Source organism: Sinorhizobium sp., assembly GCF_059070375.1.
The window spans coordinates 496631-513135 of sequence record NZ_JCACWC010000003.1; the positions used below are offsets into that span (position 1 = coordinate 496631).

A 16505-nucleotide genomic window follows, 5' to 3' on the forward strand; every position below is an offset into this window, starting at 1 on the left:
GAAAGTCGATCCTGAACGGTTGACTCGTACTATGTACGATGCGAGTGAATAGTACACCGTACGAGTCATCAAATCATGCGGCAGTAAAAGTTCAATCCCGAAGGCGGCGAGGCACATTGCGCGCAGCCCCGGACCCGAGAGAAAAACATGTCACGCGCAATCACGCATCTGCTTATCGGAGGGCTGATCATCATCACCACCGGCGTTCCCACTGCCACGACAGCGAATGAGAATGATCTCAAGCTGACCATCGTCAACCCGCAAAACCTCTACGACCCGACGCCGAACGGCTACAGCACGGCAGCGATCGTGCCCCGCGAGGGCCGGGTGGCCTATATCTCCGGGCAGGGCGGCCAGGACAGCAGCGGAGCATTGTCGCCGGACTTCGCTGTCCAGGTCGAGCAGGCCTATGCAAATCTGCGCACGGCCCTCGATGCCCTCGGTGCCAGGCCGGATCAGGTCGCCAAGCTCACGGTCTTCGTCGTCGATCACGACATGTCCAAGCTTGAGGTGCTGACCAGCAACGTCAAGAAAATGTTCGGCGCCGCGCTGCCGGCGCAGACTTTGGTTCCCGTTCCCAAGCTTGCAATCGACACCATGCTCTTCGAAGTCGAAGCCGTTGTCGTTCTGAAATAGTCGCGACGAGATATCAGGCGCGCATGCCAACGGGGGCGGGTGCCATGGGTAGAAATGGCGAACGCCGCCGGCCTGCACGGATCGGCAGCGTCTCGAAAGTCCCCGTCGATGTCCTCCGCTTGATAGGCATCTTCTGCTGGTATATATCATGATAGATATCGAAAGCGGAGGTTACCGTGGCAACCAAAACAGCCAAGATATTTGCCAGCGGCCGCAGCCAGGCCGTCAGGCTCCCTGCAGAGTTCCGCTTCGAGGGCAGCGAGGTGTTCGTTCGTCGTGATCCGAAGACCGGTGATGTCATTCTGTCACGCAAGCCGGATTCATGGGACGGTCTTTTTGAACTCTATGGCAAGGATCAGGTCGGGGACGACTTCCTGGGGCCGGCCGACCGCAAGCAGCCTTCGCAGGATAGAGATCCGTTCGAGGGCTGGAAGGAATGAGCCTGTGGATGCTCGATACCAACATTGCCGGTCATGTCATCAAGGGTGACCGCCCCGAGATCATCGATCGGTTGGTTTCGCTTCCCATCACGGATATTGTCGTATCATCCGTCACCGAGGGGGAGTTGCTCTACGGTCTCGCCAAGCGAGGCTATCCGAGGACGCTATCTGAACGGGTCAGGCAATTCCTTCTTCGGGTAGACGTGTTGCCCTGGAATCGCGCTGCCGCCCGAAGCTATGGCGACCTACGCGCTGCCTGTGAAGCCAAGGGCGCGGCTCTCGCGCCCCTCGCTATGATGATTGCTGCTCATGCGGTCGCGTTCGATGCGGTCCTTGTGACCCGCGACAGAGCTTTTACTGGGGCTGCGGAGCCCCTGAAGACGGACGACTGGACGGACCAAAAACTGAAATGAACCGGATCGAGAAGCTGCCGCCTGCCTTTGAACGCTTCGACAAGATGCTGGGCGTGCTCGATTTCGCGGTCTTCGAGAACGTAGGCGGTACGGAGGAGGAGGTGCTTTCGGCAATCCCGCAGGCGTTGCGCCACTTCCATAGGTTCGATGCCGGGAAGCTGCGCGCTCTGGGAAGCCGGCGCATCACCGAAAAGGCATTCTTCGGCGACTGGTACGACCCGGACAGCGGCAACCTGCTGAGGCTCGGCCGCTATAAGACCGCCGACGGGTGGCAGTTGACGGATCCGGTCTTGAGCTCGCTCGACGGTGTGAAGATCATGTCGGGTGGAAGCGCCTGCCCCGAAACCGGCGGGCAGTTCGCCTACGCTTTCTCCAGTCCGCCCTATCCGCTCGACGCCAGGCCCGGCGAGGTTCAGGCGGTGTTCGAGGAGATCAGGGACTTCATATTGCCGCCGCACCGCGCGAGCGAAATTCTCGACTGGTCCGACATGCGGCTGCCGGAGGTTTCGGACTATTTCGATGACGGCGCCGAATGGTGGGGCGTCTTCCTGTTCAGTGTCCACATACCATCCATGCGGCGCCTCACCATCATTGCCGGCTCGACGACGGACTGAGCGCCGGATTCCCGCCGGGGCTCGTTTGAATTCTTCATTCCGCTCTATCGAAAAAGTGCTATTGATTCCGCCGTTCGGGTCCGAGGGGCAGATGCGTCTGAAAGATTGTTATAATTTCCACGATTTCCGTCGGATGGCAAAGCAGCGCCTGCCGTCGCCGATCTTCAACTACATCGATGGCGCGGCCGATGACGAGGTCACCTACCGGCGCAATACGACCGCGTTCGAGGGCTGCGATCTGGTTCCGAATGTCCTGCGCGGCGTCGGCGATATCGACATGTCGGTGACGGTGATGGGCCAAAGGCTGGCGATGCCCGTCTATTGCTCGCCGACCGCGCTTCAGCGTCTGTTCCACCATCAGGGCGAACGTGCGGTGGCGGCAGCGGCGGCGAAGTTCGGCACGATGTTCGGCGTCTCTTCGCTCGGCACCGTCAGTCTGGAAGAGGCCCGGCGGATCTGCGACGGCCCGCAGGTCTACCAGTTCTACTTCCACAAGGATCGTGGGTTGAACCGCGAGATGATGGGGCGCGCCAAGCAGGCCGGCATCGAGGTGATGATGCTGACGGTGGACAGCATCACCGGGGGCAATCGCGAGCGCGACAAGCGCACGGGGTTTGCCATTCCTTTCAAGCTCAATCTCGCCGGCATCACACAATTTGCGATCAAGCCCTCTTGGGCGGTCAATTACGTTCGCCATGAGCCTTTCAGGCTGCCGCAGTTGGAAAACCATGTCGATATGGGCCGCGGCGCGATGTCGATAAGCCGCTACTTCACCGAGATGCTCGATCCGTCGATGTCCTGGGACGACGTCGCCGAGATGGTGCAGCACTGGGGCGGCCAGTTTTGTCTGAAAGGCGTGATTTCGGTCGAGGATGCCAAGCGCGCGGTCGAGATCGGCTGCACCGGAATCGTGCTCTCCAATCACGGCGGGCGCCAGCTTGACGGTTCACGCACCGCATTCGACCAGCTTGACGAGATCGTTCAGGCCGTCGGAGACAGGATAGACGTGATGATGGACGGCGGCGTGCAGCGCGGCACCCATGTGCTCAAGGCGCTCTCGCTGGGAGCGAAGGCGGTCGGTCTTGGCCGCTACTATCTCTTCCCGCTCGCTGCGGCAGGACAGGCCGGCGTCGAACGGGCGCTGGAACTGATGCGCATAGAGATCGAACGCGGCATGAAGCTGATGGGCTGCTCGTCGGTCGACGAGCTTACAAAGGAAAACCTGCGTTTCCGGTGAGAATGCACCGCGCATTGCCGCGGCGCATCCGATGGCGCAAGCAGACTGAAGCCTGCCTCGTAAAAATTTTCCGAATCATCTCAGACTTTCAAGGGCAAGCGGCTTTTTCGGGCGCGCTCCATATGTCGGCCTGTGACCAGGCCCGCGGAACGCGGCTCGATATCTTGCGGATCACGAGACCTTCAGGAGGAAGCGGTTCCTCCGTCATTTTCGAGAGCGTTTCGAGGGTTGTCCCGACGCACGAAGACGGCTCGTGACCGTGCGCATATTCTTCCATGGGTTGAATGACGGTTCGCTGATTTGCGCTTCGGCGGAGCCGGCAGCGGCGCTGAGTTCTGATGACGGCGACGAACTATCCCGCAATCAAATCCCCTAAAATTTTTCGGTTATTTGCATATAAGCGGCCGGTTCCGCAATTCCTGTTCGAAATCGGTCAGGGGAAGGCGAGTGCATGCCAGCAAATTCTAGAGATTTGGAAATGGTCGACCGGCGCGCGAACCGGTCGGGCAGGATATTATCGACGCATCTTTTGGTTGCGGCTGCAGGTCTGCTGGCGATTGCGCCGTCGGCATCCGCCGCGCCGCCCGCGGCCGGTACGGTCATCGGCAACCAGGCGGTTGCGACATACCAGTCGGCCGGACAGACCTTTTCGGTCACCTCGAACCGTGTCGAAACGACGATCAAAACGATCGCCGGAGTCCAGATCGAGAACGATACGAGCAAGGACGTCATTGCCGGCGGCAATGCGTTCTTCCCGCATACCGTCACCAACGTCGGTAATGCCGCCGACAGATACGATCTGACCACCTCCGAACTCGGCTCCGGTCTTTCCGTGGCCGGCATCTATGCCGACGACGACTGTGACGGCGTACCGAATACGCTGACGGCGATCACCCGGACGGGGTCGCTCAACCCGGGCGAAAGCGCCTGCGTGGTCGTCGAGGTCAATGTCGCGCCGGGGGCGACCGGCAGTCCCACGCTCAAGATCACCGCCGCCAGCACGCTCGAAACGGCTGGCAATTTCGTTTCCGGCACGCCGAACCAGCCGAACGACTCCGATACGGACACCGTAAACGTCGTGGACGGCGCCGTTCTGCAGTTCACCAAGAACATGAGCCTCGCCGCAGATGGAGATAGGGACGACTCGGGCTCTCTCACACCCGGCGACAGGGTGCGTGTCCGTTTCAACTACTCCAATACCGGCGGAGCCGATGCCACGCAGGTGGAAATCTCGGACGTCCTGCCTGACGAGCTCGTCTACGTGGCGGGAACGGGCAAATGGTCGGACGGCGGCACGATGAACGAAGGGGGCGGCGCTACGCCAGACCACACGAACGGCCAGGGCCACACGATATTCTATTCCTATGACGAGACCCTGGGCCTCAAGGCTGTTATCTCCACCCTCCCGGTCGGCAAAACGAGCTACATCGAATTCGAAGCGAGCGTCGCGGATGGTGCGGCCGGCACGATTGCGAACACCGGTACGATCGATTCGGACCAAACCGGTCAGCAAAGCTCGAACGAGGCACGGCTTACGGTCGACAATGGCGACGCAATCGCCGTGACCCTGGCGATCGTTCGGCAGCCGACCCGGCCTATGCCGGCCGCTCGAAGAGCGACCTGCCGGACGACAATCTCGGCGGCAGCGTGATTTCCGCTACGGACGGGGACGGGGAGGCAAACGACACCATCGCCCATGTCGCGGGCTATCTGTCTTCGAGCACGCCGGTGCCCTTCGAAGTGATCATCACGAACCACTCGAATACGGCGCAGCGTTTCAACTTTTCCGCCGCGCCGGGCAATTATCCCGAGGGGACGACCTTCACTTTCGCCACGGACGGTGCGCCGATCCTGGATACGAACGGTGACGGCCAGCCGGACATACAGGTGGCTGCCAACACCGTGTCGAAACTCTCCGTGCGCGCAAACCTTCCTTCCGGCTCCGCCCGGTCGGCGGGCCAAGAGGTTTGGGAGGCCACGGTGACGGCCACCGCGATCGCCAACCCGGCCGTGTCGAACCGGACAAGGCTGCGGATCGAGGCCGCCGTCGGCGGCGGCACCGTCGATCTGCAGAACGGCGGCGATAAGGCAATCGGAGCCGCCGTTGACAATGGGGGCGAGCCCTGGACGACCGTCGACACCAACCCGGGGGAGGCTGCGGAATTCACCCTCGTCGTGGTCAACAAGCGTTCGGTACCCGACAGCTTCAACCTGTCCTTCAGCGAAACGAACTTCGCGCCCGGCGCCATGCCCGCCGGGTGGCAGGTCGTGTTCAGAAACGCCGACGGCGAAACGGTGACGAACACCGGTGTGATCAGTCCCGGCGCCTCGGCGAAGCTCACCGCGCGGGTAACGCCTCCGGCTTCTGCTTCGCCCAGTTCACTCGGCGAAACGAATGTCTACTTCCGTGCCGCTTCGACGAGCAACCCTTCGGTTGTCGATACGAAGCTGGACCGGGTCACGGTCAGGCAGCGGGTCGATCTCGCGATCAGCACCGACCAGACCGCACAGGCGGCGCCGGGCGGGGTCGTGGTGATCACCCACCTGCTGGAGAACCGCGGTAACGTGTCGATCAAAAACGGCGCGATCGGCTATGACCCGGCATTTCCGAGTTTCGCCGAGTCCCTTTGGCATGACATTAACGGGAACGGTGTATGGGATTCGAGCGATACGCTCGTAAACAGCCTCGCCGATATCGTCGGCGAGGGGAGCTTCGCTCCGGACGATACCGCGCTTCTGTTCTCGCGGGTTCAGGTGCCTTCCACCGGGGCGAGCGGACTTTCCGAGAGTGCGAAGATCGTCGTCGGCACCAATCTTACCGGGCCCGGCGGCGCATCGGTAACCGACCAGAACACGGGCAACAACGCGGTCACTGAAACCGTCACTGTGGTGTCCGGCAATGTCACCGTTACCAAGAGCCAGGCGCTCGATGCCGATTGCAACGGCGAGGCGGACGTCGACTTCAGCCCACACCCGCAGGCTGCCGCTCCCGGCGAATGCATCGTCTACCGGGTCACGGCAGTCAATGTGGGGACCGCAAACGCCGATGGATTGAAGATCGACGACGCGGTTCCCGCATACACCACCTATGTCGGCTCGTCGGCCGTCGCGGAGGGCGGCTCCTCGGCGTCCGTATCCCAGCAGCCGGACAACCGCGCGACCGGCGCCATTCAATCCAAGCACGACACCTTAAGCCCCGGCCAGAAGGCGACGCTCACGTTCCGAGTCCGGATCGATCAATAGCGTTCGTCGAAGATCGAGCGGGCGGGCCGGGTCCCGTCCGCTCGAAGGTCGCTGCATGAGGACAATCGGAAAGACAATGCCGGTAACGTATCGGGCACTTGGCAGATTTATCGTCGTCCTGGCGGCGCTTGCCTCGATGTTCCCGGCTGCCGCTATCTCCGCCCCTCCGCCCGCCGCGGCCCGGATCGAGGCGCGGGCGACCGTTACGTATTTCAACGCCCAGCTGGGCATTCAGGAGTCCGTATCGACCAATATCGTGGTCACCCGCGTCAAAGAGGTGAAGAGCATCGAAACGGTCTTCGATCAGACCGTCTATCTGGCACCCGGTTCGATCGGTCAGTTCGCATTCTACATCCGCAATGTCGGAAACGTGGCGGTCAGTCCGTCGGCAGTTGCAGAGCAGCTTTCCGGCGACGATGCCGACCTCGCCGAGGTCGCCGCCATCATAGACCAGAATCGCAACGGCGCCGCCGACCCGGGCGAGTGGGAACTCACGCCCGACATGGCGATCGAGCTCGCAGCCGGCACCGAGCTACCCGTGATCGTGCAGTTCGAAACGCCGGCTGCCGGGGAGGCGGGCGACACGGCAGGCGTGCGGCTGAGCGCAAGAGACGGCGACGCTGCCGGCGCGGCCACCGGCATGGCGGTCATTTCCTCCGCGGGCCTCGTTCTCGAAAAATTGGCCAACCGCGACGAAGTCCCGGCGGGCGGTACGCTTCGCTATAGCCTGCGGCTGCGAAACAACGGCGTCATTGCCACCCCAGGCTACTCGGAGATAGAGGGAAACGCCATCCGGGTGGACGGGTCGCCCGCGTCCGGCGTTCTGGTGCGTGATCCGCGGCCGCTCAACACCCGCGTCACCGCGGTGACGGCGACGGGCGGCTTCATCGGACTCTATCATATCGAAGGACAGCCGCAGCACAGCTACGTGAAGGCGCCCCCCGGGGATAGGTCGAAGGTGGACGCGGTCGCCTTCTTCAGGGCGGGCGATTATCCGGCCGGTTTCTCCGCCAACCTCGAATTCGAGGTCGCCGTCGCCGGGAACATCCAGCCGGGCGCGATCCTCAATACGGCTTCCACCTGGCAGAAGGTCGGTGGCGACTGGGTCAAAATAAGTTCCAATCTCGTCAAGACACCCGTCGAGGGCGGCAGCGCCACGCTGACCTACACGGCACCCGACGGAACGCCGATTACGAGCGCGGCGCTCGACAGCAACGTGCGGCTGAAGCTGGATGCGGCCGCGTGCAACATCACGGACGGTGTGGACCGGATTCCGATCAGAATTGCCACCGATCCGGAGGCCGATCTCGAGACGGTGCTGGCGACGGAAACGGGGTCGAATACCGGCCTTTTCACCACCACGCTCATTCCAATCCAGCGGGTGCTGCCGGCGGTGGAGGGCGATAACATCCTGTCCGGGGACCGGAGCACGAAGGCGTCCGCAAGCGCCACCTGCGGCGGCCAAAACCTATCCGCCGTACTTACCGTCAATCCCGGCGGTTTTGTCTTTCACTCCGCCAGCAACGCGGCGGTCTCCGGCGCAACCGTCATAATCCGCAATGCCTCCGGCGCCGAGATAGAGCGTACCGTGTCCGATGTGAGCGGCTTTTACGTCGTGAGCGCTGCCGACACTGCAGGAACGTACCGGATCGAGGTGCTGCCGCCCGAGGGACTGGCCTTCCCCTCGACGCGAACGACCTTTCCCGCCTGGGGCCGCAACCTGGACCCGGATGCCTCCTACGGGCGGCCGTTCAAGACGACGGGCCCCTTCACCGGTGTCGATATTCCGGTCGATCCCGACGGCTCCGCGGCGCTGCGGCTGGAACAGTCGGTCGACCAGGCCATCGCAGCGCCCGGCGACATTCTGGTCTATACGCTCACCCTGACCAACACCACCGGCATTGGACTTTTGGACGCCTTCATCCACGCCGGTTTGCCGAAGGGCATCACCTACCTGGAAGGCACGCTCCGCCTCGACGGCAAACCCGTCAAGGTCTCGGGATTTCCGGGCCGGAACCTCGTTTTCGACGTCGGATTCGTCGGACCCAACGGTGCGGTGACGCTGACCTACATGGCGGTCGTCGACCCGACTGCCAGCGGTCAACTCGTCAATATCGCCCATGCGTCAGGTCATCTGGCCGGCAGGGGGGCCGTGCGTTCCAATGATGCGCGCGCCGTAGTGCGCATCGAACGCGACGGCGGCGTCTTCAGCGACGAGGGTGTCGTCCTCGGCAAAGTCTACATCGATTTCAACGAAAACGGGCGGCAGGACCGTTATCTGCCGGCCGGGGGGGATTCGGCGAAAGGCGCTCTCGAGCATGCGGAGCCCGGAATTCCGGGCGTCAAGCTTCAATTCTCGACCGGGGCGAGCGTGGTGACCGACATCGAAGGGAAATATTCGATGCCGGGATTGCTCCCCGGGGCGCATGTCGTCGCCATTTCGACGGCCACGCTGCCGGCGACGGTCGAATCCCGCTCGACGTCGGCGCGCGACGCGCTGAGCCCCCGCAGCCGCTATCTGCGCATGCTGCCGGGGCAGGTGGCGAGCGAATATTTCGCGGTCACGCCCCGAAAGGGGGTCAGCCGCGACGAGGTTCTCGCCGAACTCGAAGCCCGCAGGCAGGCCTATGCCGAAAATGTGGATCCGGACGGGAATGCTCCGGTTCCGGAACGGCTGGAACTCGGGGGCGAGGAGTGGGTCGACTACTTCGGGCGCCTTTCGTCGTCCCGCGGCGAAGCGACGAAGAACACCGAAACGCAGATCGTCGCGCGGGACCGGTCCGAGAACGGCAGGCCGCCCGCGGCCGTGGACACCGGCACGCCGAAAGCGTTGGCTCTCGAACGCACGCGCGATTTGGAGGCCGAGATCAAAGGACTGTCCGCCGAGCTCGGCTTTCTCGACCTGGAGTCCGACAGCCTGCTCAACAGCGATATCGTTTCCATCCGCGTGAAGGGGCCGGCTGAGGGCAAGCTCGGGCTCAACCTCAACGGCAAGCCGGTTTCCGAAGGACAGGTCGGTCAGCGCGTCGTCTATTCGGCAGGAGGCGTTCAGGCGGCCGAATATGTCGCGGTCCGTCTCGAAGGCGGCCGCAACACGCTCGAGGCCACGTTCTCGGATCCTTTCGGCAATGTCCGCGGGCGCAGGGAAATCACGGTCCTTGCGGCGGGCCGCCCGGCGAGGATCGAACTCGTCGCGCCGCCCGCCGCCTTCGCCGATCCGGCCTCGCCCATCCCGGTCCTGATCCGCTTCGTCGATGCCGAGGGCGTGGCCACCGAGGCCTCCATGGACGTGACGCTGGAGGCGTCCGGTCAGGGCCGGTGGGGAGCCGACGACATCCGCACGACCGAGCCGGGGGTTCAGATATTCGTCGACAAGGGGGAGGCACTTGTCGACTACTATCCGCCGGCGCTCTCCGGCACGCACAGGATCGCCGTGCGCAACGGCCTCGGCCGCTTCGAGTCCGAGGTCAAGCTTCTGGCCGACGACAGCAGGAGGATCATCGCCGGTGTCGTGGAGGGCGTGGTCCGGCTGCCCGGCAGCGTCGAGCCCGCCACGGGACTGGAGGGCTTCGACGGCGTCACGACCGGCGTGGACGGCGAGCTCTATCTGCAGGGCAAGATCAAGGGCGATGCTCTGCTGACGCTGCGTTACGACGGTGATCTCGACACCGAGGAGCGGCTGTTCCGCGACATCGATCCCGAGCGATACTATCCCGTTTACGGCGACGCGTCGGAGCGCGGCTATGACGCCCAGTCCCGCTCCCGGCTCTACGTGAAAGTCGAGAAGGGTCTCAACTACGTTCTCTACGGCGACATAGACATCTCTCCGCAGGCGAGCGAGTTTCAGCTCGGCTCCCATAGCAGGCTGCTGACCGGTGCCCGGGCCCATGTCGAAGCCGGTCCCGTCACCATCGATCTCTTCGCCGGGCGAACGGATCAGAGCCAGGTCATACGCGAGTTCCGCGCCGAGGGGTTGTCGGGTCCCTACGATCTGGATCTGACGGGCTATGCGGAAGGCTCGGAACAGGTCGAGGTGATCACGCGCGACCGGCGCCAGCCCTCGGTGGTCGTCGATACCGTGCTCCTCAAGCGCTTCGACGACTATCGGCTGGACTATTTCGGCAACTCGATCATCTTCAATGCGCCGGTCCCGGCTTTCGACGGCGACGGCAACCCGAACTTCATCCGCGTCACCTACGAACTCGAGACGGACGGCGACCCCTACTGGGTCTATGCCGGAGAGGCCCGCTACAGGGTGAACGACCGCATCGCCGTCGGTTACCGCGAAATACGCTCCGAAGCGGAGCGCAGCTTCGACGATCGCCGCACCGTGCGCGCGGGATATGTCTCGGCCGATCTCGGCACCTACGGAAAAGCCGAGGTCGAAGTAGCGCAAACCGTCGACAAGGATGGCGAGAACGGCCTTGCTTCGCGCCTCGGCTACGAGGTCAAGAGAGAGCGTGTCACGCTCCGCGTAGGCGCCGCCCGGGCCGACGAGGATTTCGCCGAGGGCTCGTCTCTCTCCCCCGGCAGTGCCGAGGTGAACGTGTCGGCCGACTGGAACGTCTCGCCCCGCCTCAAGATCACGACGTCGGCGCTCTACGACCAGCAGATGCCTTCGGGCAACGAACGCTTCGGTGTCGAGGTGCTGCCGAGCTGGATGATCAATCCCGAGCTTACCGTCTCTGCCGGCATGCGCATCGTCCGCCTCGAACCGGGCGACGGCGAGGAGCCGCGGTCCGTTCCCTCGGGCGTTCTCGGAGCCGAGTGGAGCCCGGCTGCCCTGCCCAGCCTGGCCCTCAAAGGCGAGGTCGAGGCAGACCTCACCGACTTCTCGCACCTGCGTGCTCTCCTGGAGGCATCCTATCAGGTGAACGAGCGCGTGAAGATCTATACGGGCGTCGATTGGGCTACGAGCGGATCGGAATTTCTCGATTTCTCCAGCGCCGACGGTGCGACCGGAACGATGAAGACCGGCGTCGAATACCGTCTCAACGACGACGTGAAGACTTTTGGGGAGATGCGCGGCGGTTCGCAGACCGGCTTCGCGGGCGGTGTCGCCGGCGACTGGGAGATCGGCCATTGGGATCTGCCGGGCTGGATCGCTGGCGAGGACACGCGCGTCTATGCGAGCATCGAGCGCTTCCAGCCCTACGATCTCGACGAACTGATCGGGCTGCCTTTCGGCGTGGACGACGACGAGGACACGCCGCAGACCACGCTTGCGGCCGGCTACCTCGCAACGCTCCGCGACGGAAACGCCCGGCTTGCCCTCGGTGCCGAACTGTCCTTCAAGGACGGTGGCTATACGGCCTATGGCCAGCAATATTGGAGCCAGCGGGCCGGCGAGTGGACCTGGGCCGTCGAAAACCGCCTGGCCACGGCGGACACCGACACGCAACAGCGCCTGCGCGATCACCTGCGCATCGGCGCCGCGCTCAGGCCAGATGAGGAGAGCATCGACGCCCTGTTCCTCGGCGGCATCAGGGTGGAGCGCGACTTCGCCACCGATATCGATGCCGACACGGCCTACTGGTCGGCCGCCGGTTCCTGGGCGCTCGGCACGGATATGCGCATCACAGCCAAGCAGGCCGGGCAGTTCCAGGCGAAGTCGGTCGGCGACGTGACCGGTGACACCTTCGTCCTCCTCGCGCAAACGGGTGTCGAGCGGGACTTCGAACTGGAGGATGAGCTGCGCCTGCGGCTGGGCTTCAACGGCACGCTCTTCTACGATCCCCTCACCGGTCAGAGCCACAGCGGCGTCGGAGCGGAGATCGGCTTCGTGCCGGCGAAGAACGTGATCCTCGCCGCAGGCTATAACCTTACGAAGGTGAATGCCTCGAGCGTCTCCGAAATTTATACGGCTGGCCCCTATATCCGGCTCTCGATCAAGCTCGACGATTCGCTCTGGGGCTTTTTCGACCGTGCGGGTTTGACGGTGCCGGTCGAAGGGGAGAGCAGGTGATGCTCCGGGCACTCGGAAACCGGCTTCCGGGCGAGAGCCTCCGCCCGTCCCGCTGCAGACGGATACCATACGGGGGCAACGATGTGGGCGATTGCCGCCTCGGCGCAGCTTCTTGCGCCCGGCGGACCGGCGCGCGCCGAGCAGTTCGGCACCGGCGACGTCGGAATTGAGGTCAGGATCGCGAACCGGATGAACCATGCGGAAGGAAAGCAATTCTTGATGATCTCTCTGCCCCGTTTTGCCAAAAGTGCAACGGTCTTTCTCGTCAATGACGGCTCCCGGGTATATTTCGCCTGCTTCCGTGAGACGTTGCCGGGCAGCGGGCGGGTTCTGATATGATCGCGGGGTTCGCAGCTGTCCCCCGGTTGGCGCGCTTTGCCGCAAGGGAGGGCCGTGCGCCGGGCTCCTGGTTGTGGGGCGCGGCGCGGGTGGTCTCTGCATGTGCGATCGCGGCACTCGCCTCCGTCGACTTTTTGGCACTCGTGACGTTGGCGCAGGCAGAGACCTTCGGCCCCGGATCGTACACCTACACGGTCCCGCCCGGCGTGACCCGCGTGAAGGTACGGGTGGTCGGCGGTGTCGGCGGCGCGGGTAACGAGTTTATCGATACCGGCTACAGCAGGGGCGGCGCCGCCCATATCATCGATGCCATCGTGAACGTTGTCCCCGGCGACAAGATCAGCGGTACTGTTGCGCGCGGCGGCGACGGCGGCTTTCTGCCGGACAATTACGCAAAGGGAGGCACCGGCGTGGGCCGCGGCGGCGATGGCGGCGGGAGAGCGATCATAAGCGGGGGCACCTATGGCGGCGGCGGCGGCGGCGGCACCTCGCTCGCGCTAAATGGGACAGACATACTGAAGGCGGCCGGCGGCGGCGGCGGTGGCGGCGGCGCTGGAGATTCGAACTATGTCTACCGCTCTCCCGAAAACGGCGGAAACGCCAGCGGGTTCGTATCGAAATCCAACTGCAACACCTCAGGCAATGGCGCGTCAGCTAGTTATGCTGCCAGCGGCGGCAGCGGTGGCGGCGGTGGAGGTGGGTATGCTGGAGGCGTAGCCGGTTCGGGATATGCGTTCAATGCCTCCGATAACGGAACCCCCTCGACGGGCGGAAGCTCATGCAGAAGCAATCAAAGCAGTCTGTTCGCGACGGGTCCTTCCACCTCGTCGACCGCGGCCAATTCCTCTAATGGCCGCAAGGGCGCCGACGGCTATGTCGAAATCCTCGAACTCAAACCGTCCCTTTCCAAGAATTTCGCGGCAAGTTCGGTGAAGAGAGGCGAAAACGTTGCGTTGACCTTCACCATCACCAATCCGACAGGTGCGGCCGCGCAGAACGGGCTCTCGTTCACAGATACCTTGCCGAGCGGTCTCGTACTGGCCGGCGCGCCGGCGGCATCCCAGTGCGGGGGCGGTGTCTCGGGCAGCGCCGACGGCAGCACGATCGGCCTCAGCGGTGGCAGCCTGCCAGCGGGGCCGAGCAGCTGTACAATTACCGCTACCGTCAAGGCGGCGGCGTCGCAGGGCTCGGCATCGTGCCCCAATCAGAGCACCACCAACGGTCCGGGCAACCTTTCCGGGCTTTCGTCCAACCTGGCGAACGGCGTAACCGATCAGTGTGTCAGCATCCGGCTGACACCCTCCCTGACCAAAGCGTTCGGCGCCGCTTCGATCAAGAAAGGCGAGGCGACGACGCTGACCTTCACGCTGACCAACCCGAGCGGTTCGGGCGCGCAGACCGGGCTCTCCTTCACCGACACGCTGCCGAATGGATTGACGCTCGCCAGTGCACCGGCTGCCTCGCAATGCGGCGGCACGGTCACCGGCAGCGCCGACGGCAAAACGGTCACCTTGAGCGGCGGCAGCCTGACGGCGGGGCCGAGCAGCTGCACGGTGACGGCGCAGGTCACGACGGCTGCGTCGCAGGGCCCGGCCTCCTGCGCCAATTCAATCACGACCAATGGTGCGGGCAATATCACCGCGATCTCGGCCAATCTCGCAAACACGGTGACCGACCAGTGCCTCGGCGTCACGCCCGTCACGCCGGTCGTGACGATCGCGAAGATCTCCGAGGGCGGTACGGGGACGTTCACCTTCAAAGGCACGGCGGCGAACCACAACGGCTTTCCGACCGACGGAAGCTACAGCCTTGCGACGTCGGCGCCGGGGACCGCGGTGACCGGAAATCCGGTCACGCTCGCCGCGCCGGACGTGCCGACCGCGATCGAGGAGGCCCTGCCGCCCGGGTGGCGGCTGAGCTCGGCGCGCTGCGAGGATCAGAACTGGCAGCAAACCGGCAATCCCCGGGGAGAAGTGATAGGCTCGGTTGCCGACGGCAGAACGCTGGTGATCCCGGCGGCCAACGCCAGGGCCGGCGCCAGGCTCGTCTGCAGCTTCACCAACCGCTTTGTCGGCTTCACTCTCTCCGGCCAGGTCATCCGCGACGACGGCACCGGCGGCGGCACCGCCCACAACGCCGCACTGGACGTTGGCGAGGCAGGCCTCGGCGACATTCCTGTCCGCTTCACCGATTGCGGCGCCACCACCTATGCCGGCACGGTTACGGCCGGCGACGGCACGTTCTCGCTGCCGCTTGCCGGCCCTGCCGGCGGGGCCAGCGTCTGCGTCGTGCGCGCTCCGGTGGCCGAGCTTGCCGGGGTCAGTGGCGGGCCCGGCAATACCGGCGGCACGGTCGCGACGCCCGGATACGATGCCGTCGCCTTCACCCACAATACCACGACCGACTATCATTCCGTCCTTTTCGGCGTCATCGAAAAGCCGAGACTTGCTGATGACGGCGCGGCGACCGTGGCGCCGGGGGGCACGGTGTTTCTGGCGCATCGCTATACGGCGACGACCGCGGCGACGGCCAGCTTCTCCATCGCCAATGCCATCGGCCGGCCCGCCCTGTCCGCCTTCACCTACACGCTCTTGCGGGATGCCGACTGCTCGGGAACGCTCGACAGCGGCGAAACCGCGGCGGCCGGAGCGGTCAGCGTCGCCGCGGGCGAGGAGGTGTGCCTGATCGTGCGGGTGCAGGCGTCGGCCGGTACGGCCGGGGGCGCCGCCCTCGAATACGACGTGACCGCCGACACGGCGCTTTCGGGCACGCTGGCGTTGCTGGCCCCGCTCACCGATCACGACGTGCTCACGGTTCCGGCAGGCGGCACGATCAGCCTGGTCAAGCGGGTGCGCAACGTCACGTCCGGCAGCGGCTTCGCGGTCTCCTCGGCCGGCGCGCCCGGCGACATCCTCGAATACCGGATCGCCTTCACCAACCCGTCGGCAGAGGTGGTGTTCGACCTCTCGATCCACGACGAGACGCCGGCCTATACCAGGCTCTCCGGTCCGCCCGGTGCCGCCGTCGCGCCATCGGGCATGAGCTGCGCCCTGACCGTTCCGGCCGGCGGAGGTGTGATCGGCTATGCCGGCCCGCTACGCTGGGACTGCACCGGAACCATGAGCCCCGGCGCCACGGGCAACGTCGCATTCCAGGTCAGGATCGCGAATTAAGGGCTGTTGAGCGGTTTTGTCGGCACGCATGGCGATGCGTTTGAATTCCTTGAGTACCGACGGTGCGCCACTGCATGTGTCCCTTGATCGTAGCCGATCAAAGGACAAAAACATGCAGCAGCTCAAAGTGCTTTCGGAGGACTGCAATCTCTCCTCACCTCATCCCTGTGCTCGTCCCAGGGATGAGAGCAGCGCCGCGTCTGCGGCGCGGGAAGCGTTCTTTCAGACCAAGGACTTGGTCTGGCTGGATTCCTGTGACGAGCACAGGAATGAGGGATTGAGATGTGCGGCCACGACAACTTTCGCTTGCCGATGTGCGAGGGAATGCTCAACCTGTCACGCAATGAAAGGTTACGTCTTTTATGAAACGCGCCGAGGCACCGCACCCTCTCCGCCCTTATCTCTGTGCTCGTCACGGGGATGAGAGCAGCGCCGCGTCTGCGGC

8 protein-coding genes and 1 pseudogene are annotated in these 16505 nt (G+C 64.2%); all 9 read left to right on the forward strand.

Going from position 1 to position 16505, the window contains the following annotated elements:
* Positions 1-147: 147 nt before the first annotated feature.
* The 9 genes and pseudogenes from AC5J09_RS14430 to AC5J09_RS14470 all read left to right on the forward strand — a co-directional run bounded on the left by AC5J09_RS14430 (position 148) and on the right by AC5J09_RS14470 (position 16060).
* Positions 148-636 carry a RidA family protein gene (locus AC5J09_RS14430; protein WP_494297871.1) on the forward strand — a complete coding sequence of 163 codons (489 nt, stop codon included), beginning with the start codon at positions 148-150 and terminating at the stop codon, positions 634-636.
* A 176-nt stretch (positions 637-812) separates the two neighbouring features.
* Entirely contained in the window at positions 813-1076 is a 264-nt protein-coding gene (locus AC5J09_RS14435; RefSeq protein ID WP_018094055.1) for an antitoxin, read from the forward strand.
* Positions 1073-1489, forward strand: a complete 417-nt coding sequence (locus AC5J09_RS14440) for a type II toxin-antitoxin system VapC family toxin (protein WP_494297872.1) — start codon at positions 1073-1075, stop codon at positions 1487-1489. The genes AC5J09_RS14435 and AC5J09_RS14440 overlap by 4 nt, the downstream gene beginning before the upstream one ends.
* Entirely contained in the window at positions 1486-2103 is a 618-nt protein-coding gene (locus AC5J09_RS14445) for a hypothetical protein (RefSeq protein WP_494297873.1), read from the forward strand. The genes AC5J09_RS14440 and AC5J09_RS14445 overlap by 4 nt, the downstream gene beginning before the upstream one ends.
* 91 nt (positions 2104-2194) lie before the next feature.
* Positions 2195-3340 (forward strand): alpha-hydroxy acid oxidase, encoded by a 1146-nt coding sequence (locus tag AC5J09_RS14450; protein ID WP_026168519.1) that lies wholly within the window; start codon positions 2195-2197, stop codon positions 3338-3340.
* 550 nt (positions 3341-3890) lie between these two features.
* Positions 3891-6583, forward strand: a pseudogene (locus AC5J09_RS14455) (hypothetical protein).
* 76 nt (positions 6584-6659) lie between these two features.
* Positions 6660-12548 carry a hypothetical protein gene (locus AC5J09_RS14460; RefSeq protein ID WP_494297874.1) on the forward strand — a complete coding sequence of 1963 codons (5889 nt, stop codon included), beginning with the start codon at positions 6660-6662 and terminating at the stop codon, positions 12546-12548.
* 81 nt (positions 12549-12629) lie between these two features.
* Positions 12630-12887, forward strand: a complete 258-nt coding sequence (locus AC5J09_RS14465) for a hypothetical protein (RefSeq protein ID WP_494297875.1) — start codon at positions 12630-12632, stop codon at positions 12885-12887.
* Positions 12884-16060: a DUF7933 domain-containing protein gene (locus AC5J09_RS14470; RefSeq protein WP_494297876.1), complete on the forward strand. Its 3177-nt coding sequence runs from the start codon at positions 12884-12886 to the stop codon at positions 16058-16060. Before AC5J09_RS14465 ends, AC5J09_RS14470 begins: the two co-directional genes overlap by 4 nt.
* Positions 16061-16505: the final 445 nt, after the last annotated feature.

Excerpts from the sequence above, each read along its gene's own strand:
- AC5J09_RS14430 (WP_494297871.1), top strand. The coding sequence starts at position 148 with ATGTCACGCGCAATCACGCATCTGCTTATCGGAGGGCTGATCATCATC.
- AC5J09_RS14440 (WP_494297872.1), top strand. The coding sequence starts at position 1,073 with ATGAGCCTGTGGATGCTCGATACCAACATTGCCGGTCATGTCATCAAG.
- AC5J09_RS14445 (WP_494297873.1), top strand. The coding sequence starts at position 1,486 with ATGAACCGGATCGAGAAGCTGCCGCCTGCCTTTGAACGCTTCGACAAG.
- AC5J09_RS14450 (WP_026168519.1), top strand. The coding sequence starts at position 2,195 with ATGCGTCTGAAAGATTGTTATAATTTCCACGATTTCCGTCGGATGGCA.
- AC5J09_RS14460 (WP_494297874.1), top strand. The coding sequence starts at position 6,660 with ATGCCGGTAACGTATCGGGCACTTGGCAGATTTATCGTCGTCCTGGCG.
- AC5J09_RS14465 (WP_494297875.1), top strand. The coding sequence starts at position 12,630 with ATGTGGGCGATTGCCGCCTCGGCGCAGCTTCTTGCGCCCGGCGGACCG.
- AC5J09_RS14470 (WP_494297876.1), top strand. The coding sequence starts at position 12,884 with ATGATCGCGGGGTTCGCAGCTGTCCCCCGGTTGGCGCGCTTTGCCGCA.